Below are 18,130 nucleotides of genomic sequence, written 5' to 3'. Positions count from 1 at the left end.
CCGGGCTACTCACATGCTTCCTGCAGGTTTGTGGCAGCGTATGCAATCCATCGGTGTGGATATGGTGTTGCGTATGAGCAATAGCGTGGAAATACCTGAGGAATTATTACCCGCAGACGGAAGATTCGGTTCAGGTCCCAGCAAGATTCGTCATGAACAGGTGGACGCTCTGGCACAGGAGTGGAAGAAACTGCTCGGAACGTCCCATCGTCAGCAGCCGGTCCGCCAACTTGTCGCTTCGATACGCAGCGGACTATCCACCCTGTTCTCGTTGCCCGAGGGCTATGAAGTCGTACTGGGCAACGGCGGCGCGAGCGCGTTCTGGGATATTGCCTGTGCAAGCCTTATAGAGAAGAACCCCGCATTCGGCGTATACGGCTCATTCAGCCGGAAATTCGCCCAGGAAGCCGCCGACGCCCCCTTCATCGACACCACGTACCTATTCGAATCGGACCCGGGCACATACCGCATTCCGGATTTCTGCCCCGACGCGGACACATATTGCTGGGCGCATAACGAAACATCGACCGGTGTCGCCGCGCCAATCATTCGGGTGCCGGGCAGCGCCGAGCAGGGTTCGCTCGTCGTCATCGACGGTACCAGCGCTGCAGGCGCACTGCCCATTGACATCTGCCAATGCGATGTCTACTACTTCTCCCTGCAGAAGGCCTTCGGCTCCGAGGGTGGGCTGTGGTTCGCCATCCTGTCACCCGCGGCGATTGAACGCGCGGCACGAGTGGAATCCGAAGCCAAGCACGCAGGCTCGAAACGTTGGGTTCCTGCCTTCCTCTCACTCAGCACGGCCCTGGCCAACTCCCGCAAGGAACAAACGCTGAACACTCCGTCGATATCAACCCTGACGCTGATGAACGAGCAGCTGAAGTGGATGAATCAACACGGCGGTTTGACGTGGACCGCGCAGCGCTGCGCCACATCAGCCGAGCATCTGTACCGTTGGGCCGAGCATTCGACCTTCGCGCAGCCTTTCGTGAAGGACGCTGCGGCACGCTCCAACAGTGTGGTCACCATAGATGTCGACGACGAGCTCAACGCGAGCGAGATCATCGCCTCGCTGAGGGCCAATGGCATCGTCGACACCTCCGGATACCGCAAACTGGGTCGTAACCAGCTCCGCATAGGCGTGTTCCCGTCTGTCGACCCCAGTGACGTCGAAAAGCTCACCGACTGCATAGATTATGTGGCCGAACGTCTCTGAGAGAACCTACACGCCTGTTACGGTGGCGCCGGTCGGCCTCCATTGACCGGTCCGGCGCCACCGTCTCGTGTCAATAGAAGAGCACGAGTCCGTAAGAGGGAAGCAAGCACGGCATCCGGCGACCATTCACAGCGGCGTGGACGCCAGCAGATACGAACCCTTGCCGCCGTCGGACATGGCATTCGGCTCCCCCGTCTCGTCCGAACCGTGACCATCGTCATGATGCTCAGCCGCCCGAATCTCCACCCGTCCGTCACTGGAGGGGATGAACACCGCCTCTCCCTGTGTCAGCTCGACAGATTCCTCGGCGCTTGAACAGCGAATCGCACCCTCGGTACACAGCAGCACCCTGGGTCCACTCCTGGGCAGCTGGACACGCTGCCGCAACAACGTCTGTGGGCGCAGCCGCTGCAGCAGCTCGCCGTAGCGACGCACCAGACGACCCACAATCGCCCAGGAAGAGGCGGAATCATCCACATGCCCGTAAGCCAGCATGAATTCATTGACATGCGGTCTGTACGTCACCAGATACTGCGTGGACAATATGCCGAAAGGCGTATTGGATGGGTCTATCGGAGACCCGGGCAGGCAATTCAGGCTATGGAGCAGATTGCCGATATCCTTGTGTTTTGCGGTCATTCCCGCCCTGAGCACATTGTCGGAATTGTTCATGATCTCTGCAGCGGTGCCGTGGATGTAGGCGTGCGGAGTACCTGCCGGTATATACACCGACTCCCCCTCATCAAGGCGCACCGGAGGTTCAGTCATGAGCATGCACAGCACCGAGGGGTCACCGGGGAAAGCCCTCGCCGCCTGCAAGGCATTGTCGATGGCGGGATAGGCCTGCGGGTCCATCCCCTCGCTCAGCCCCCGCAAAGCAGCCTCCAGTCCATCGCCGGACTCGGAGGGCGCGGTGATGGCGGTAGCGAATGCACGGAAGATACGCTTCCTGGATTCAGGCCACGTGATGGCGCTCAGAGGCATCATCGCATCCAGCACGTCTCGCCGGTGTTCCGCCTCGGGCAATCCGACCAGCGCTTCGGCGTTTCCGGCGAGGATTGCCGCCATACTCTGCGCGACCGGATGCGGCACCGATGCAAGGAGCCGGAGCTGCACGTTCGGTGGCGCAAATCCGACCGCCGCCGTAAACGGTTCCAAGGCGACAACCATCTCGTTCTTCGCCAAGGTGTCCTTGAAGGAGCGTTCGGGAGCATCCAAGGCAATGTTCAGCGCATTCTCCCGGTTGAAACCCGCACGCGCCTGAAAATCCAAGGGATGCACCTGCAGGGACAGCGGTATTCTGGCGGAAATCACCTTGAAGAGATATGGCATCACCGGACCGAAAAGGTGAGATGCATTCTCCCCCAGCATTTGCTCGGGATGCCTCCTAATCAGCGTCGGCACTTCCTGAAACGAACCGTCAGGCAACTGCACCGTTGAAGGAGACTGTCGATGCCCGCTGAACCACATCTCGGCAAGCTCCCTTGAAGCACATTCGTCACCGAGATGGAACATGCTCTGCAGACGATCCAGCGACCCCCACGCATAGGGTTTCTGCACAGGCTGAATCCGATACACGCAGTCCCCCTCCTGCAATACTGGCGTTAAAGCTTCTACCGTATGGTATGCGACAACAAGCCGCATCCCAAACTCGAATCAAGGTTACCCTCTGCGCTATGGTGCTGGTATGAGGTTCGCACCAATCTTCAAACCAGAGGCACGCAGACCATCACCCAAACCGATACAGGTCGATTTGAGAAAGGTCTTCGTCATCGGCACCGCGCTATGGTCACTGGCCTTGGTTGTCGCAGTCATATTATGGCTGACCGGCATAGAAACGCTGGGACCCGCTCTGGTGTGTGCGGCCGGAGTGGTCATCGGTCTGCTGCTGCTCGGCTGGGAACGATTCAATCGAAGCGAATACCGCAGACTCGGCGAATAATATCCGCACCGCGGTCCCCGCCCGATAACTGCACTAAAAGGACAGCTTTTCGCTCATTTTCTCTCCGAAAAGCTGTCCTTTTAGTGCAGTTATCCCCTACCGTATGAACCCGGTAAGCGAACAATACCCGCTTAAGCGCTGGCCTTGGGCAGGATCAGGCTGAAGGTGCTCCCCTGACGCGGCGCGCTCCACACCGTAACCGAGCCGTTATGGGTCAACGCGACATGCTTCACGATGGCCAGGCCGAGGCCAACTCCGTCTGCGGTCTCGTCGTTCTGGTTCTCACCCCTGTAGAAACGTTCGAAGATTCTATCCCGCTCCCCCTTGGCGATGCCGCATCCCTGATCGATGACCCTGACCACCGCATGCATGCCGTCGTTCGCGGGCTCTACGGCCACATTCACATGACCTCCTCGGGACGAATACCCTATGGCATTCTCCACCAGCTTCTTCAAGGCCGCGGATATCTGTTCCGCATCGGCATTGACACTGATATCGGAGTCTCCAGCGACCCGCAGCTCTATTCCGCGCTGGGCGGCCAGAGGAAGGAAGGAGTCGACCACGACGGTCGACAATTGCAGAAGATTGACCCTGTTGGTGTCGTTGGGAATGATCTGTTCCTGCGCTTTGATCAACAGCATCAGATCGGCGATGGTGTGCTCCAGATGCATGCAGTACAAGCGCAGCGACCGAGCGTCATCGGCGATGACATCCTGTGGCTCCTGACCGTTTTCCAGACGCGATGCCAACTGCTGCAACGCCTGTATCGGCTTGGTGAGCTGCTCCGAGACGTTCGTGATGAAGGCATCACGCGTTTGAGAGAATCGGATGCGCTCGCTGACATCATTGACCAGAACCACGACGAAGGCATCACTGATACGCCCGACCGTGACGTGTATCCAGTTGGGACGCGACACCTCGCTATGCTCGGAGGACTGTCGTTCTGAATCGCCGCGTGCAGGCAAGAACTCAAGAGGCGTTTCAGTGGTGACATCCAGATGGCATTTGCCACCGGTGCCTCTCACCTGTTCTATCGCCTCGAGTATTTTGGCCTCGACGATGGCATCGTTGCGAACCACGCCCAATCGGTACGCTTCCGGATTCGACCGGACCACCTCGTTCGTGGCATCCACCACGATGGGCGCAGTGGGCAACATGGCGAGCAGCGCCGCCGTGGAATCATCGAGGTCGTCCAGACTCTCCGAAACCTCGTCTCGGTCCCCCCTGGCGAATACATGACGAAGTCTGGTTCCCAAGGAACTCATAGGTGTCTGCCTCCGAACGCTTTTGGCCGTCGATACCGACATCATCTCCGCATATTGTACCCATGCGTCCTGCGAGGCGGCACGGCAGGCAATGAACTTCGCACGATGACTGGTGAACAGTGAGCAAACTCGCAGTGATTTTTGCGGTATTGACATGCCTCTGGGCATCGTTCCCGATACACTGAATCTGGACGAGTAAACGGTCACAAGAGAGGGTATCGGAATATGCGCGTTATTTTCAACGAGGAGTTGAAACAGGTCGCAGACGACCTGGACCGAATGGCACAGGATGTCAGCCAAGCCATCCACGGCGCAGGCAACGCACTCCTCAAATCAGATGTGGAAGCCGCCCAAACGGTTATCGACGGCGATATCGAAATCGATGCCCTCGAATCCAGCGTCATCGACCAATGCATCCGTCTGCTCGCCAAGCAAAGCCCCGTCGCAACGGATTTGCGAGTGATAGTCTCCACGCTTCGACTGTCCGCGACCTTTGAGCGTATGGGTGATTTGGCACGGCATATCGCCGAAACGGCGCGTCGTACCTATCCGCAGCCCACGCTTCCCCCTGAAACCCGTGAGCTCTTCACCGAGATGCAGCAGTTCCTGGACATGACGGCAGACCGTCTGGTTTCCATGCTGGCCGACAAAGATGCCACAACCGCCGAGCAGATCATCGTGGACGACGACAAGCTCGACAATCTGCACCACCAGACCTTCGACCTGGCTCTTTCGGACGAGTGGACCGGTTCAAAGCAGCAGATGATTGATATGGTTCTGCTCGCACGCTTCATGGAACGCCTTGGCGACCACGCAGTATCTGCGGCTCGCCGCGTGGTATACATCGTTTCCGGCTTCGACCCCACCAAAGAACCCGGTGGAGAGGACCCCGACTGAGTTTTTCGGGCAACATCACCGGCCCGTCCAGCTTTTGTGTAGGGATTTCGCCGTTTATCACCGGTTGAACCGGTGATAAACGGCGATTTTTCGTTCTTGTTGTGTCCGAGCTACTCGTAAATCCCTACACAAACGACCACACACCGGTTTTCCCGGCGGATGACGAACGCCAAACAACAGATGCCGCGTTCCCCGGAACACATACGCCCGGGAAACGCGGCATCCTTCGATTCTTGGCTCAGACTACTTCTTCTGCTGGCCTTGAGCCGCAACCGCTGCGGCACCGGCCGCGGCAGCTTCCGGGTCAAGGTACTCGCCACGGGGCTTGACAGGCTTGAAGTTCTCGTCGAGTTCGTACAGCAGCGGTATGGCCGTAGGAATGTTGACCTTGGAGATTTCCTCTTCGCTCAAGTTGTCAAGCATCTTCACAATCGCACGCAGAGAATTGCCGTGAGCTGCGATAAGCACGGTTTTGCCGGCCTTGAGCTCGGGGATGATCTCGTTCTCCCAATACGGGGTCACGCGTTCGACGACATTAGCGAGCGCCTCGGTCTCGGGTACGGGCTCACCCGCATAGCGGGGATCACCGTTCTGCGAGAACTCGTCATTCGGATCGATTTCAGGCGGCGGAGTGCCGTAGGAACGGCGCCAGATCATGAACTTCTCATCGCCGTACTTCTCACGAATCTCTGCCTTGTTCTTCCCCTGCAAAGCTCCATAGTGGCGCTCATTGAGGTGCCAACTGCGCTTTACCGGAATCCACAGGCGGTCTGCCTCGTCGAGGGCAAGATTCGCCGTGTTGATGGCGCGACGCAGCAAGGAGGTGAACACGATGTCCGGAAGGACGTTCTTTTCCTTGAGCAGGTCGCCGCCGTGCTTGGCTTCTTCGACACCTTGCTCGGTCAGGGGGACATCAACCCAGCCGGTGAACTGATTGGTTTTATTCCATGCGCTCTGGCCGTGCCGGAGCAATATGAGTTTGTATGTCATACACGCATTCTATGCGGACACTTTGACCGGAAATCGGACGATGCCGACACCTCCGGAGACGTCCGTGACCGGCTTTGTTCAAAGCCACGGACGGCGGGCCGATCACACGCTCAGCAGCATCGCGGCGATATGCGCGGCACCATAGGTGAGCAACGCCATGCTGCTCAGGGGCAACGCGGCGGCGAAACGCCGCTCACGTACCGCAACGGCCACCGACCACAGGAAGCGCAGACACCAGACGGACAGAAGCGCTGCTGGCCACAAGCGGGCCGCATTCGCATACAGTGCCAGAAGGCCGGCAATCAGCAGAATCATCGCAGGAACCGCCAACACCGCAAAGAGCAGCATCTCGGCACGGCGGCGACCAAGCCGGACGGCAAGAGTCCGCTTCCCCGATGCCGCATCATCCTGCACATCACGCAGATTATTCACCATCAGCATGACGCATGACAGCAGTCCCGTGCACAGTGCTCCGATGCCGCCGAACAGGTCGACTCGCCCGGCCAACGCGTACTGCGTACCCAAGGTTGCCACGCAACCAAAGCACAGGAACACGAACAGCTCCCCCAAGCCCATATAGCCGTAAGGATGCTTTCCACCTGTGTAGAACCAAGCGGCAAGGAGGCATGCCGCGCCTACGGGCAGCAAGAGATACTGCTCTGAAAGCAAGACGACGCCCATACCGAATATGCAGGCGATCGCAGCGTTGACCCCGGCTGCAGCCAACACGTTGACGGGCCGGACGCCAGATGCGACCAAACGTTCGGGTTTTCCGCCCTCCGCCTCATCGATACTTCTTGAGGCGTCGGTCCCTCGGATGCCATCCGAATAATCGTTGGCGAAATTCACGGCTATCTGCAGAAACAAGGCCAGCATCGCACAGGCGAGCAGTACGGCTGCAAAACGGGATACCGCATCATGGTAGATGTTCAGTGCGGTGATGCATGAGCGTGGAACAGGGTAGATATCAGGGCACACCGTCGATTGTCGCAATCCCCGCCATGCCGAGGCAGCACCCACCAGAACGGGGACGACGCTGGCAGGCAGGGTCTTGGGCCTGAGACCCTTAATCCACAGCTTCCAATTCATGTTGCTCAGTCTATGTTGTCAGCGCACTGTTGTCAGAGATGTGTTGTCAGGGCTGTGTTACCGAGGCCACGTACATGAACACGACCGTGTCCGAACATGAGCGAACCCGCCGCTAGCGTCACCACCGGCGACAAGGCCGCTAGTTCAGTGGCTTGACCAGAGGGAATGTAATCGTCTCTCGTATCGTCGCACCCGTCAGCGCGATGAGCAAGCGGTCGATGCCCATGCCCATGCCTCCGGCCGGGGGCATGCCGACACCGAGCGCTTCGAGGAAGTCCTCATCGATATCCATGGCCTCCACATCACCGGCCATCGCCATCTTCGCCTGCTCGACGAAGCGCTGACGTTGGACCACGGGATCGTTGAGCTCGGAATAGCCCGTGGCAAGCTCGAATCCACGAACATACAGATCCCATTTCTCTACCACGCCGGGAATGCTCCTGTGAGACTTCACCAAGGGAGAGGTTTCGACGGGGAAATCACGGACGAAAGTCGGCTCGTAGAGCTTGTCCTCCCAGAAGTGCTCCCACAGGTGCTCGACCAGCTTGCCGTGGTTCTCCGCAGCTTCCTGCTCAAGCCCGAGCTTGTCGGCGATTGAGCGCAGATGCTCCACGCTGGTCTCGGGTGTGATTTCCTCACCCAATGCCTCGGAAAGCGAGCCGTACATGGTCATGGTTTTCCATTCGCCGCCGAAGTCGTATTCGGTGCCATCCAGCAAGGTGACCTTGGTGGAGCCGAATGCGTCCTTCGCCGCGCCCTGGATGAGTTCCTTGACCAAATCCGCAATCGTGTCATACGTGCCGTATGCCTGATAGGCCTCCAGCATGGTGAACTCGGGTGCGTGCGTGGCGTCGACGCCCTCGTTGCGGAAGTTGCGGTTGATTTCGAAGACGCGTTCGATGCCACCGACGAGACACCGTTTCAAGAAGAGCTCAGGAGCGATGCGCAGGAACAGGTCGATGTCGAAGGCGTTCATATGGGTCGTGAACGGTCGCGCCGCGGCTCCGCCGTGGACGGTCTGCAGCATAGGGGTCTCAACCTCGAGGAAGTCATGACTGCCGAAGGTGTTGCGCAGTGAGGCAACCGTGGCGGAACGGCGACGAACCATATTGCGTATATGCTCGTCGGCGATCATGCCGATATACGGCTTGCGCGTACGCTGCTCTTCGTTCAGCTCCTTATGCAAGGCGGGCAGAGGCTGAAGCGCCTTTGCGGCAATCGCCCAATCCGTGGCGAATACGGAAAGCTCTCCGGTTTTGGAGGCGATAACACGCCCCCGCACAAAAAGGTGGTCTCCCAGGTCAACCAGCTGTTTGAACTGCTTGAGAGAATCGGCTCCTACCTCACGCTTCGATATCATCGCCTGAATGCGCACCCCGTCACCGGCTGACAGCTGGGCGAAGCACAACCCACCGCCGTTGCGCAGGAACAGCACTCGTCCGGCTATGCCGACCACGTCCTCGGTTTCCTGACCAGGTTCCAAAGTGCCCTCGTACCGTGCACGAAGCTCATCAATCGTCGTCGTGACGTTCAAGTGGACAGGATACGGTTCCAGTCCTTCCTTGAGCATCATGGCCCGCTTGGCCACACGCATCTGCACCTGCTCCGGATGGGCGTTCGACCCAAATTGGGCGTTGCTGGGGTCTATCGCCTCATCAAGGGAAGCGCCCTGCTCCACGCGTTGCTGAATCGCACCATCCTGGTCGAGCAGCAATGTGGCACGCTCGACCGTGGTCATCGTTCGTACTGCGGAATCTTCGGGGTTTTGGCTCTGCTCCTGCTGGTCGGAGACTTGGCTTGGCGATACATGCTGATTCGACTCGGTCATAAGCCCACAGTGTACGCAGGAGCCAATACACGCGGGTCGGGACGAGTCTGCCCGAAGGTATTGAAGACTTCGAGCGACGCGGCGCAGCAGGTGCCGGATGCCCCGGACACCATCTTGCGAAACCCCGTGATTCGCTTCGTTTGGCGTTTGGTCCGGGGTCGGTGTAACATCTGACACGTTGTACCGGGGTATAGCGCAGCTTGGTAGCGCGCTTCGTTCGGGACGAAGAGGCCGGGGGTTCAAATCCCCCTACCCCGACAAATGATCCTGTGGATCTTTTGTCGCAGTGCGTGAAGTATCGAGCGCACGCCGCAAACAACATGGTGCATCTGGATGCAGGGAACGGTTTCGCATGATTATGCGGAACCGTTTTTTGCGTTATGGGCGGAGCCGTCGAATCAGGCGCAAAACCGTGCCATGACGGGTATAAACCTGGTGATACCTTGGTCTTGTTTTTAGCGTGTTCGCAGTGACGCCAAGAAGGAAGTCACGATGAGCTTGAGAGAGCGACGATGAAGAAGAGTTTACTTGCACTGGCCGCAGGCGCCTTCGCGCTCGGTGCCGCGGAATTCGTGATGATGGGGATACTCCCCCAGGCGGCCGAGGCGATGCACGTGAGCATACCCTCTGCGGGACATTTCATATCCGCATACGCTATCGGCGTCTGTGCGGGTACGGTCATTCTGGTCTTCGGACGAAAAATCCCGCCTAAACGTCTTATTCTGGCATTCATCGTGCTGATTATCATCGGCAACCTGCTGTCCGCTCTTTCGCTGAACGCTCCGATGCTGATAGCCGCGCGATTCATTGCCGGGTTGCCTCATGGAGCGTTCTTCGGTACGGCCACCTTGATTGCGAAGTCCGTCGCAGACCCAGGCAAAGAGGCCAAAGCCGTGTCAATGATGGTGACGGGTCAGACCGTGGCAAATATGATTGGGGTGCCTGCAGGTACGCTCCTCGCTCAGCATATGAGCTGGCGTATGACCTTCGCCGCGCTGAGCATATGGGCTCTGCTGACGCTGCTCCTCGTGGTGTTGTGGGTACCGGATGTGGCGGCAATCAACGATGCCGGCATCGCGGGGCAATTCCGTTTTCTACGCAGACGTGGACCGTGGTTCATTCTGGGTGCGGTATTCGTCGGCAACACCGGCATCTTCTGCTGGTGGAGCTATGTTTCGCCCTGGCTCATCCATATCGGTGGTTTCTCGGCTTCGGTGGTCCCCGCGCTGATGATGTTGGCCGGGTTCGGCATGGTCGTCGGGGGTTTGAGCGGCGGTATGCTGACCGACAACTGGAGGCATGCGGGCACCGCGGCGCTCGGTCAATCCATTTCGGCCATCGGCCTGCTGCTGGTGTTCCTGATACCGGGCTCAGCCGTGAGCACGGGAATCCTGACTTTCTGGGTGGCGTTCGGCCTGTTCTTCATTTCATCACCGCAGCAGATTCTGATGGTCGAGGCGGGAGAAGGCGGGGGCGAACTCATTGGCGGAGCTGCGGTTCAGGTGGCTTTCAATCTGGGTAATGCCGTCGGTTCTCTGGTCGGAGGCATTGCGCTTGCCGACGGCGGCGATTATCACCTCCCTGCTCTGGCCGGTGTTCCGTTCGCGGTGTTCGCAGTAGTGCTGCTCATCGTCTATTCGTGGAGGCACGAAACGCACACCGGTGCAATCAACCGCCTGCGCCAGGTTCACCCCGAAGCCATCGGTTCCACGCCTGAGATCACACAGGTCTAAGCTGCCGAGGATGTGCCGTTGCCCCACGGCGCATCCATGCAGCCTGTCGCCTACACTGAGTATGGAAGCACATCCAGGGGGATTGATTCGTGGGCAAGGGGGCCGGGGATGAATCAACACTATGGAGCCGATGATGCCGGTTTCGACATTGACGGCTTCTTCGCAGGTCTCGATGCCATATTTGCTGCCAACCATGCTGCGACGCAGGCTGAGCCGTATCTGCTGGATGCTCTGCACCGCGCCGAGGCAACGCACGATGACGCCGCCTCCCTTACGGTGCTGAACGAACTCATGGGTTTTCTTCGCTCGCAGGGCAGGCACGACGACAATATCGACATCGTCCGGCAATCCTTGGCCCTAAGCGACCGGATGGGCATCAAAGGCACGGAATCGTGGCTCACCACGCTTATCAATGCGGCGACGAGTCTGAGGGCTGCGGGAGACTACGCGCAGTCCGAGCACCTTTACAGGCAGGCTCTGTCGGCCTCTTCATCGCTCCTGGACGACGATGACAGACGTTTGGCTGCACTGCACAACAATCTGTCCATGTTGTATTCCTCGACACAGCGATATGCCGAGGCTCGCGAGGAACTGAGTCTGGCGCTCAGCATACTCGAACAAGCCAGCACGCATCCTGACGAGGATGTGGATATCGCGTCCTCGCACACCAATCTCGCTCTGCTGCTGCTCAACATCCCCGACCATGAGCAGGAGGCGTTGGAGCAGGCACGCAAGGCGATGACGATGTATCGTCACGGGCATCTGGAGGGAAGGGCGCATTTCGCTGCGACGCTGGCCGCATACGCTCAGGCCCTGCTGCACTGCGGGCAGGTGCAGGAAGCGATTGAGAACTATGAGCGCGCACTCGACGTCATTGAATTGCACTATGGTCGGCAGACCGAGTATTTCCGGACAACGGCACAGAATCTGAAGGTGGCTCGTTCCCTGCTCGCCGAGAGGGCGCCACAAGGAACGAACGCCCCCTCTCCATCACCCGTACCGGCCATGATCTCCGAGTCGTCGGCGACCCCGGCATCACCTGAAGCACCGGTTCCCAAGACTCAAGCAACAGCGAGCAAGACTTCGACTCCGTCTCGGCAGCACATCACGGGAATGCAGCTGTCGCGGGCATACTGGGAGCGCTACGGGAAAGCACTGATACACGACCGTTATCCCGAATACAGCGGACGCATCGCCGCAGGTCTGGTTGGACACGGGTCCGAATGCTACGGCTTCGATGACCACCTCTCTCAGGACCATGATTTCGGGCCGGGATTCTGTCTGTGGCTCACCCATGAGGATTATCAGCGCATCGGGGAATCGTTGCAAAAGGATTACTGCTCTTTGCCACAGGAATTCATGGGCTTCGGCACGCGAGCATCCACGCCGCGAGCCAGCGATGCCATGCGAAGAGTCGGCGTGTTCGATATCGGCGAATTCTTCACCACGATAACCGGATACCCACAAGCCCCGGCGCAGTCCCAACACGCCGCCTGGCTGATGTTGGAAGAACCCACCTTGGCAGCGGCGACCAACGGCAGCGTGTTCGCCGACCCCTTCGGCGAGTTCTCCCGCACGCGTCAGGGTTTCAAAATGATGCCGGAAGACGTGAGGCTGTCGCTGATTTCCCGACGTCTGGGCATGATTGCACAGGCGGGGCAATACAATTTTCCACGCATGATTGCCCGAGGCGACGGAGCTGCGGCATTCCTGAGCATCAACGAATTCACCAAGGCCGTCTCATCTCTCGTGTTCCTTATCAATACGCCGGTGAGCGCAGGATATCTGCCGTATTACAAGTGGTCATTCGCCGCATTGCGTCGCCTGAGCGCGAGGATGGCATCGCGGCTCCCCCGCCTTTGCGAAAACCTGGAGACAATGCTGCATCTGGCCTCTGCCGCATGTTTCGGCGGCCATGGCGCAGCAGAGGGCGACCCGGGTTCTCGCACCGCCGTCAGTCGTGTGGAAGCCGTAATCGAAGGAATATGCGCCGACATCGCTGCAGAATTACGCGAACAGGGATTGAGCTCCTGCAGAGAATCGTTTCTCGAATGGCATCGTCCCTACGTCGAAGAGCACATCGTCAGTGCCGAATCGAGTCTGCACAGCCTATGACTTCACGACATCCGACTTCACGACATCTGACTTCACGACAATCGCCTCCGACGCCCGACCTCGCAAACAAGCAGTGCGAACGTCCAGGATGCCCTCGCACACACCGTCTCGAACCAGATATCGACTTTGACACCATCACATCCCTTGCAAAGGACGCATGAACCATGATTCCTGCAACAACACCAGCAAGCTCCACCGAGCAGACGACATCCACAACCCCGGCAAGCGCACAGGAGAAGCTCCGGCATCTCGCCGAACACGTGGTGCGGCTGGAGTGGTCGCAGTTCCAACGGGTCAACAATGAAGGCGGACCCGCAAGCTGCCAGAGCAATTGGACCGTATTCCATCAGATGAGGATCAGCCAGTTCCTTGCATGGCCTTACGACTTGCTCTCCAGCTATCTCCGCGACCTCGAACAGGCCAAAACCGAGGGGCGCAACCTGCTGACCGAAAAATACGGCAGGATGATGGCTTCAACCGCCCCCGAGGAATTCCACCAAAGCGTGGAGGCGTATCTCCCTCGCCTCTCGGCTCAGCGCAGAACCCGCCAGGAGCGCATCATCGTCATACAGCTCGGCTGGGCCCAGGATTTCATGCAACGCTTCCCCGCTCTCGGAGCCTCCATGCGCACGCTGCGCACCACGGACGACAGCGCCGAACAGACGTCATTTGAAACCTACCTACGGGGAGAACTCGGCACCTACAGTGACGCCACGCTGAATCTCTACGAATCCATGATGCAAGGTCTGCTGGAGCGCGGATGCAACCTCACGGAATCCATTGTGGACAACACCATGCGCATCACGGGTTTCAGCTCCCTGCAGGAGGCGGAACGGTCTTTTCAGCAGCAATCGAGCAGCTGATGGGCAACCGCCTTCGGCCATGCCCAGCAACGATATCGAGGTGAATGGACCTGTATGGCCCTGGAGTAGAGTAAACGGGTGTCTGCTTTGAAACGACTAATTTCCGCCGCCTGTTCATCATTGGTCATGCTCCTCCTGCTGGTTGTCCTCGGGTCGTTGATGACCTCGCCAACAGGAATCACAGCGAATACCGAGCATGTCACGGTGCAATCACCTGATACCGGAATCGCGGCAAGCGGATTCACGGTCCCTCACGAGGGCAGCTATCAGACCAAGGAAAGTCGAATCACCATCCGGCTCAATGATGCCGTCAGCATTCATGCCGTCGTCAGAGAGCCCATCGGAGCCTCAGGCGCACGACCGGCGTGTCTCTTCCTGCATGGCGCGGGAACCGGTGATTCCTCGGAAGTCTACGGCGATGTGGCTTCCGCGATGGCATCCGCCGGAATCGTGACCTTGGTGCCGGATAAACGCCTTGACAACTATTCCACGCTCCATCGTGACTATCCACAGATGGCCGAAGACTACGGCAGGTCTTTCGATACACTCAAACACTGGCCGGGGGTGAACGCGCAGAAGACGGGTCTGTATGCGGAGTCCGAAGGGACTTGGATTTCCAGCATCATCACCGCGAACCGCAAGGATGTCGCATTCAGCATCCTGACTTCAGCTCCGGTCGTTTCGGGCCGACAGCAGATGACCATGGCGGCAAGCACCTATTTTGCCGACAGCGGCGCTCCTCGAAGCCTCATCAACGATGTGCCCAAACTCACTTCGATGGATTTCAGCGCACTGGGCCTTGAATACGCGAATTTCGATTCCACGCCATATCTGAGCAAACTCACCCAGCCTGTTCTGGTGAATTACGGCACCGGAGACCTCTCGATGCCCATCGAGCAAGGCGCGCAAACCATCCTCAAACAAACGGCGTCCGCAGGGAACAGCAACGTCACCGTTCGGTACTATCCCGCGAATCATCAGATGAGGACGGGCAGCCATCTCTCTCGCCCCGGACTGCCGTTGGAATCCTCGTATACCAGGAATCTCGAGGATTGGATCAACAGTGTGACGATGGGGGCCACCGCATCGGATTGGTCGACTCCCATGATTGCAGGAGCTCAGCCCTCACAGCGGTACAGCGCTCCAACTTCAGTGTCCCCCGGAATAATATCTTCACTCGGCGTGCTGCTGACACTGCTCGGCCTGGCTCTGGGAGCATCCGTCCTGTGCGGGCTGTGTGCGGCAGGCGTGGGCATCAACTCGCGGATTCGCTCTCGTGGTCGACGATCGCAGCAGGAAGGTTCAGGAAGATTGCCCGGTTTCGGCCAGGGCATCGCAGCACCTCTGACCCTGCTGGTATCGCTGTCGACTCTGAGCCTGTTGGCGACGCTATGGTATGTGGGCTCTTCCGCAGTGCAGGCTCTGAGCCTTCATCATGCGAGCGTTGCATTCAGCGGCGTGTGGACCATGTTGCGCGTGGCGGCCATCATCCTCGTGCTGCTGTTCGGCTGGCTATGCTCATCCATGATTGCTGGAATCGGCCATGGAAACGGGTCCTCAGCACAAATTCGCCAAGATGTCCGCATCGCACATGGCTCGGGTCATCTGGCGGTCGTGCTCCTTGGATTGGTGGCTTCGGTGCTGGTCATGATCTCACTCGCCTTCTGGGGTCTTTACACGCTGTAACACCGAACGGCACCGGGATGCATCGCAGTTGGAGCACCGTGCCTCCGCAGCCTGCGAGTGCGCCTCGACGTTCCGCTATCTCGCGATTCTTCTGATGATGGCGCTTATCGTCCAGAACAGGGAGGAAAGCAGCAGCACGGCTCCCACTGCCGCCAACGCCACGGCCAGAACCACCGGCCAATTCCAACCCACCGATGCGAACAATGACTGCGGATATTGCCCTGCAATCATGACGGCGACGATGCCCACGACGACCAGTATGGAGCCCAGCACGATTGTCGGCGTGCTCGCCCCCTGCCTGCGCAGAATGCGATTCCCCCGCGCGTCGATTTCGCTGTCGTCGGTCACTTGATGCTTGGTGTATAAGGGCACGCGAGCAGCAGGTGCCGCGCCTCCCATAGGAATAGCCTCCTCGGCGGCGTCATGTTCGGCAGCAACATCTTCGGCTTCCGGCTCGGATATGGTACTCAAACTGATGGTGTCCGCTTCCTGCCTATCCGTGTCCTTCGCGTGTTGCCTGTCCGTGTCCTGGTTCTGATAGGCGTTCCGATAATCATCCTGATGCGTGTCAGCCATTGGTCTTTCCTACTCTCCGTGGTGTATTCCGCAACATCTCTTCGTCGATGCCACTGCGCGCATCGGCATCTTGTGCACTAATGCTCATAGCCAACGGTCACCTGCCCATCAACAATGGCGGTCGCATCGATGCTGAGCTCCGCATGGTCGAATCCCTCGGGCAAACTTCCGGACGCGCCCTCATCATCCACGTTCACCCAATAGTCCAGCGACATCATTCCCGAATCACCCATGCGGACGAAGGTTCCGCCGATTCGCGTACTCGCATCCGAGGTGCCGGAGCTGTCGTTGATGCTGTATGAGCACTCTTTGGGCAGCACCACGTTGACCTTCGTCTGTATGACGCTCATATGAATGCTCCCGGTGGGGCAAGCGGATTCGCTGCTGGTGCCGTCGCTCTTGACGACGGAGTGCCGACCGTTGTCACGCTCGTAGTTGCGCAGGTCTATGGTCGCGGTGTGTCCGTCGGTTGCGGCATCCGTGCGATTCCATGAACGATTCCGGGAATCTGCCGTACTCCGTGAAGAATCACGGGACCAACGGAAGGATTCATTCCAGTCATTCCAGTCTTCTCCCCTGCCGCTGCCGTCGAATACGATGCCTTGTTGATAGCGTTTCATCTCGCTCGGCGTGGACCCCAGCGCGGTGTCGGCGGTCACGGATACACGCTCATACCCGCTCGTGTTATGGGCGGATGCAACACTCACATATGCATAGCTTCCCGAAACGCCTGCCAAGGTCACGGTGACCACCAGCGACAGCAGGGCAAAGGGAATCAGCCCACCCGCGCGCCTGCCTGCGCAGCCCAGCAGTATCAGTACGACGCCCAGGAGGACCGTACTCGCACAAGACCATATCGTCATCATCCTCACGGTTTCGATGAGGCTTACCTGACGTGCAGACGCAATCAGCAACACCACGGCGGCAGCGACAAGAATCGTTCCTACGACGGCGCTCACGATAATCGCTCCTGCTGGGCGTCGACGTGCATACACCGTTCTGGGCATGTATTGGTAGGTCGTGCGGTTGGCGGTGGCGGCTTGCGCAAAAGCCGCGTTCGACGCTGCAGGGGTCCCCTGTGCATTCGGCGCGGAGTATAGGGGTTCGGTACCGGGGTACCTCCAAGAGGGCGCGGCGTTAGGTGTTGCAGTGTTGAAGGCTTCGGTACCAGAGGATGTCGAGGAGTGCGCGGACTGGTCAGACGGCATTTCACCGTGGCTGGTTCCCGCTGCCGTCCCGTTGCCGGAGCCGGCATCGAAAGCAGTGTTGCTCGCGTTGCCGAAGCCGGTCGCGTTACCAGAGTCAGGAGTGTTTCCTGGGGTTGCGGCGCCGCCAAAGTTCATCGCACGGGAGTTGGCATCGTAATGCGCACCGTCAGGCTGCGCACCCCCATGTCCGCTTCCGTTCGTCCAAGTCGGACCGCCGGTATTCGTGGAGTCTGCCCTGTTTCTGCTCCATGTCATCAGCATGAATATCGCCAGGCACGCCAATCCGAATACGAAGAATCCCGCACCGGGAAAAATCAGAGCCAGGCCGAGGCACAGGAACACCCCCACACAGCTCCAGTCCCACCGGCCCTCAATCAATTCCTCGAGAAGGATGGTATTCGTACGAGGGTCCGGTATCAGGAACCAGAACAGTCCATACAACGCCGCCCCAAAGCCGAAGCAGAGCACCGAGGCCACCAGAAGAACCCGCACGAGCACCACATCCCACCCGAGTCTCTTTGCCAGGCCTCCGCTCACACCCGCCATCCAGCGCTGGTCGGAACGTTCAAGACCACTTCCCCTAATCCAAGCGAAAAACCGCGACCCGGCATCGGGCGGAGTCGGAGTGTTCATGTGTGTATTGTTCATGCTTCCATTACACCAAGTCGGAAGTGCTGTCAGGCTCGGGGAACACCCTGATTTATCCCTGATTCTTGCCCGAA

14 protein-coding genes and 1 tRNA gene are annotated in these 18,130 nt (G+C 58.8%); 8 read left to right on the top strand and 7 right to left on the bottom strand.

The window, feature by feature from the left end; translation table 11 throughout:
- The first annotated feature begins 73 nt into the window (after positions 1-73).
- Complete coding sequence (serC, locus tag DB51_RS03190) at positions 74-1,216, top strand: phosphoserine transaminase (protein ID WP_034253557.1); 1,143 nt, start codon at positions 74-76, stop codon at positions 1,214-1,216.
- A gap of 126 nt (positions 1,217-1,342) precedes the next feature.
- On the opposite strand, the gene manA is transcribed toward serC, so the two are convergent.
- On the bottom strand, positions 1,343-2,794 hold the full coding sequence (gene manA, locus DB51_RS03185; RefSeq protein ID WP_034251688.1) for a mannose-6-phosphate isomerase, class I: 1,452 nt from the start codon (positions 2,792-2,794) through the stop codon (positions 1,343-1,345).
- Between the two features lie 109 nt (positions 2,795-2,903).
- Between manA and DB51_RS03180 the strand changes: the two genes are divergently transcribed.
- Positions 2,904-3,158, top strand: a complete 255-nt coding sequence (locus tag DB51_RS03180) for a DUF2530 domain-containing protein (protein WP_034251685.1) — start codon at positions 2,904-2,906, stop codon at positions 3,156-3,158.
- A gap of 131 nt (positions 3,159-3,289) precedes the next feature.
- Here DB51_RS03180 and DB51_RS03175 read toward each other — a convergent pair whose 3' ends face one another.
- A complete protein-coding gene (locus DB51_RS03175; RefSeq protein WP_238548289.1) occupies positions 3,290-4,468 on the bottom strand; it encodes a sensor histidine kinase in 1,179 nt (392 codons plus the stop codon).
- 180 nt (positions 4,469-4,648) lie between these two features.
- Between DB51_RS03175 and phoU the strand changes: the two genes are divergently transcribed.
- Entirely contained in the window at positions 4,649-5,320 is a 672-nt protein-coding gene (phoU, locus tag DB51_RS03170) for a phosphate signaling complex protein PhoU (protein WP_034251682.1), read from the top strand.
- 243 nt (positions 5,321-5,563) lie between these two features.
- Here phoU and DB51_RS03165 read toward each other — a convergent pair whose 3' ends face one another.
- From DB51_RS03165 to lysS, 3 genes are all read right to left on the bottom strand, one after another.
- Positions 5,564-6,310 carry a phosphoglyceromutase gene (locus DB51_RS03165; RefSeq protein WP_034251679.1) on the bottom strand — a complete coding sequence of 249 codons (747 nt, stop codon included), beginning with the start codon at positions 6,308-6,310 and terminating at the stop codon, positions 5,564-5,566.
- Positions 6,311-6,412: 102 nt separating this feature from the next.
- Positions 6,413-7,399: a 1,4-dihydroxy-2-naphthoate octaprenyltransferase gene (gene menA / locus DB51_RS03160; RefSeq protein ID WP_034251676.1), complete on the bottom strand. Its 987-nt coding sequence runs from the start codon at positions 7,397-7,399 to the stop codon at positions 6,413-6,415.
- Between the two features lie 139 nt (positions 7,400-7,538).
- Positions 7,539-9,137, bottom strand: a complete 1,599-nt coding sequence (gene lysS, locus DB51_RS03155) for a lysine--tRNA ligase (RefSeq protein ID WP_423773428.1) — start codon at positions 9,135-9,137, stop codon at positions 7,539-7,541.
- Positions 9,138-9,411: 274 nt separating this feature from the next.
- Between lysS and DB51_RS03150 the strand changes: the two genes are divergently transcribed.
- The 5 genes from DB51_RS03150 to DB51_RS03130 all read left to right on the top strand — a co-directional run bounded on the left by DB51_RS03150 (position 9,412) and on the right by DB51_RS03130 (position 15,624).
- Positions 9,412-9,485, top strand: a tRNA-Pro gene (locus DB51_RS03150).
- 254 nt (positions 9,486-9,739) lie between these two features.
- Complete coding sequence (locus tag DB51_RS03145; RefSeq protein WP_051867229.1) at positions 9,740-10,960, top strand: MFS transporter; 1,221 nt, start codon at positions 9,740-9,742, stop codon at positions 10,958-10,960.
- Positions 10,961-11,068: 108 nt separating this feature from the next.
- The gene (locus DB51_RS03140) at positions 11,069-13,075 is read left to right on the top strand and encodes a DUF4037 domain-containing protein (protein ID WP_051867228.1); all 2,007 of its coding nucleotides are present in this window, start codon (positions 11,069-11,071) and stop codon (positions 13,073-13,075) included.
- 164 nt (positions 13,076-13,239) lie between these two features.
- Entirely contained in the window at positions 13,240-13,938 is a 699-nt protein-coding gene (locus DB51_RS03135; RefSeq protein ID WP_084674530.1) for a DUF4125 family protein, read from the top strand.
- 78 nt (positions 13,939-14,016) lie between these two features.
- Positions 14,017-15,624, top strand: a complete 1,608-nt coding sequence (locus tag DB51_RS03130; protein WP_156958208.1) for an alpha/beta hydrolase family protein — start codon at positions 14,017-14,019, stop codon at positions 15,622-15,624.
- Positions 15,625-15,699: 75 nt separating this feature from the next.
- Here DB51_RS03130 and DB51_RS03125 read toward each other — a convergent pair whose 3' ends face one another.
- Together DB51_RS03125 and DB51_RS03120 are read right to left on the bottom strand one after the other, a co-directional pair.
- Complete coding sequence (locus tag DB51_RS03125; RefSeq protein WP_034251671.1) at positions 15,700-16,200, bottom strand: hypothetical protein; 501 nt, start codon at positions 16,198-16,200, stop codon at positions 15,700-15,702.
- 77 nt (positions 16,201-16,277) lie between these two features.
- Complete coding sequence (locus DB51_RS03120; protein ID WP_084674529.1) at positions 16,278-18,056, bottom strand: PspC domain-containing protein; 1,779 nt, start codon at positions 18,054-18,056, stop codon at positions 16,278-16,280.
- Positions 18,057-18,130 lie beyond the last annotated feature (74 nt).

Source organism: Bifidobacterium crudilactis (assembly GCF_000738005.1).
Lineage (GTDB): Bacteria > Actinomycetota > Actinomycetes > Actinomycetales > Bifidobacteriaceae > Bombiscardovia > Bombiscardovia crudilactis.
This window is presented reverse-complemented; position numbering and strand designations above follow the sequence as displayed.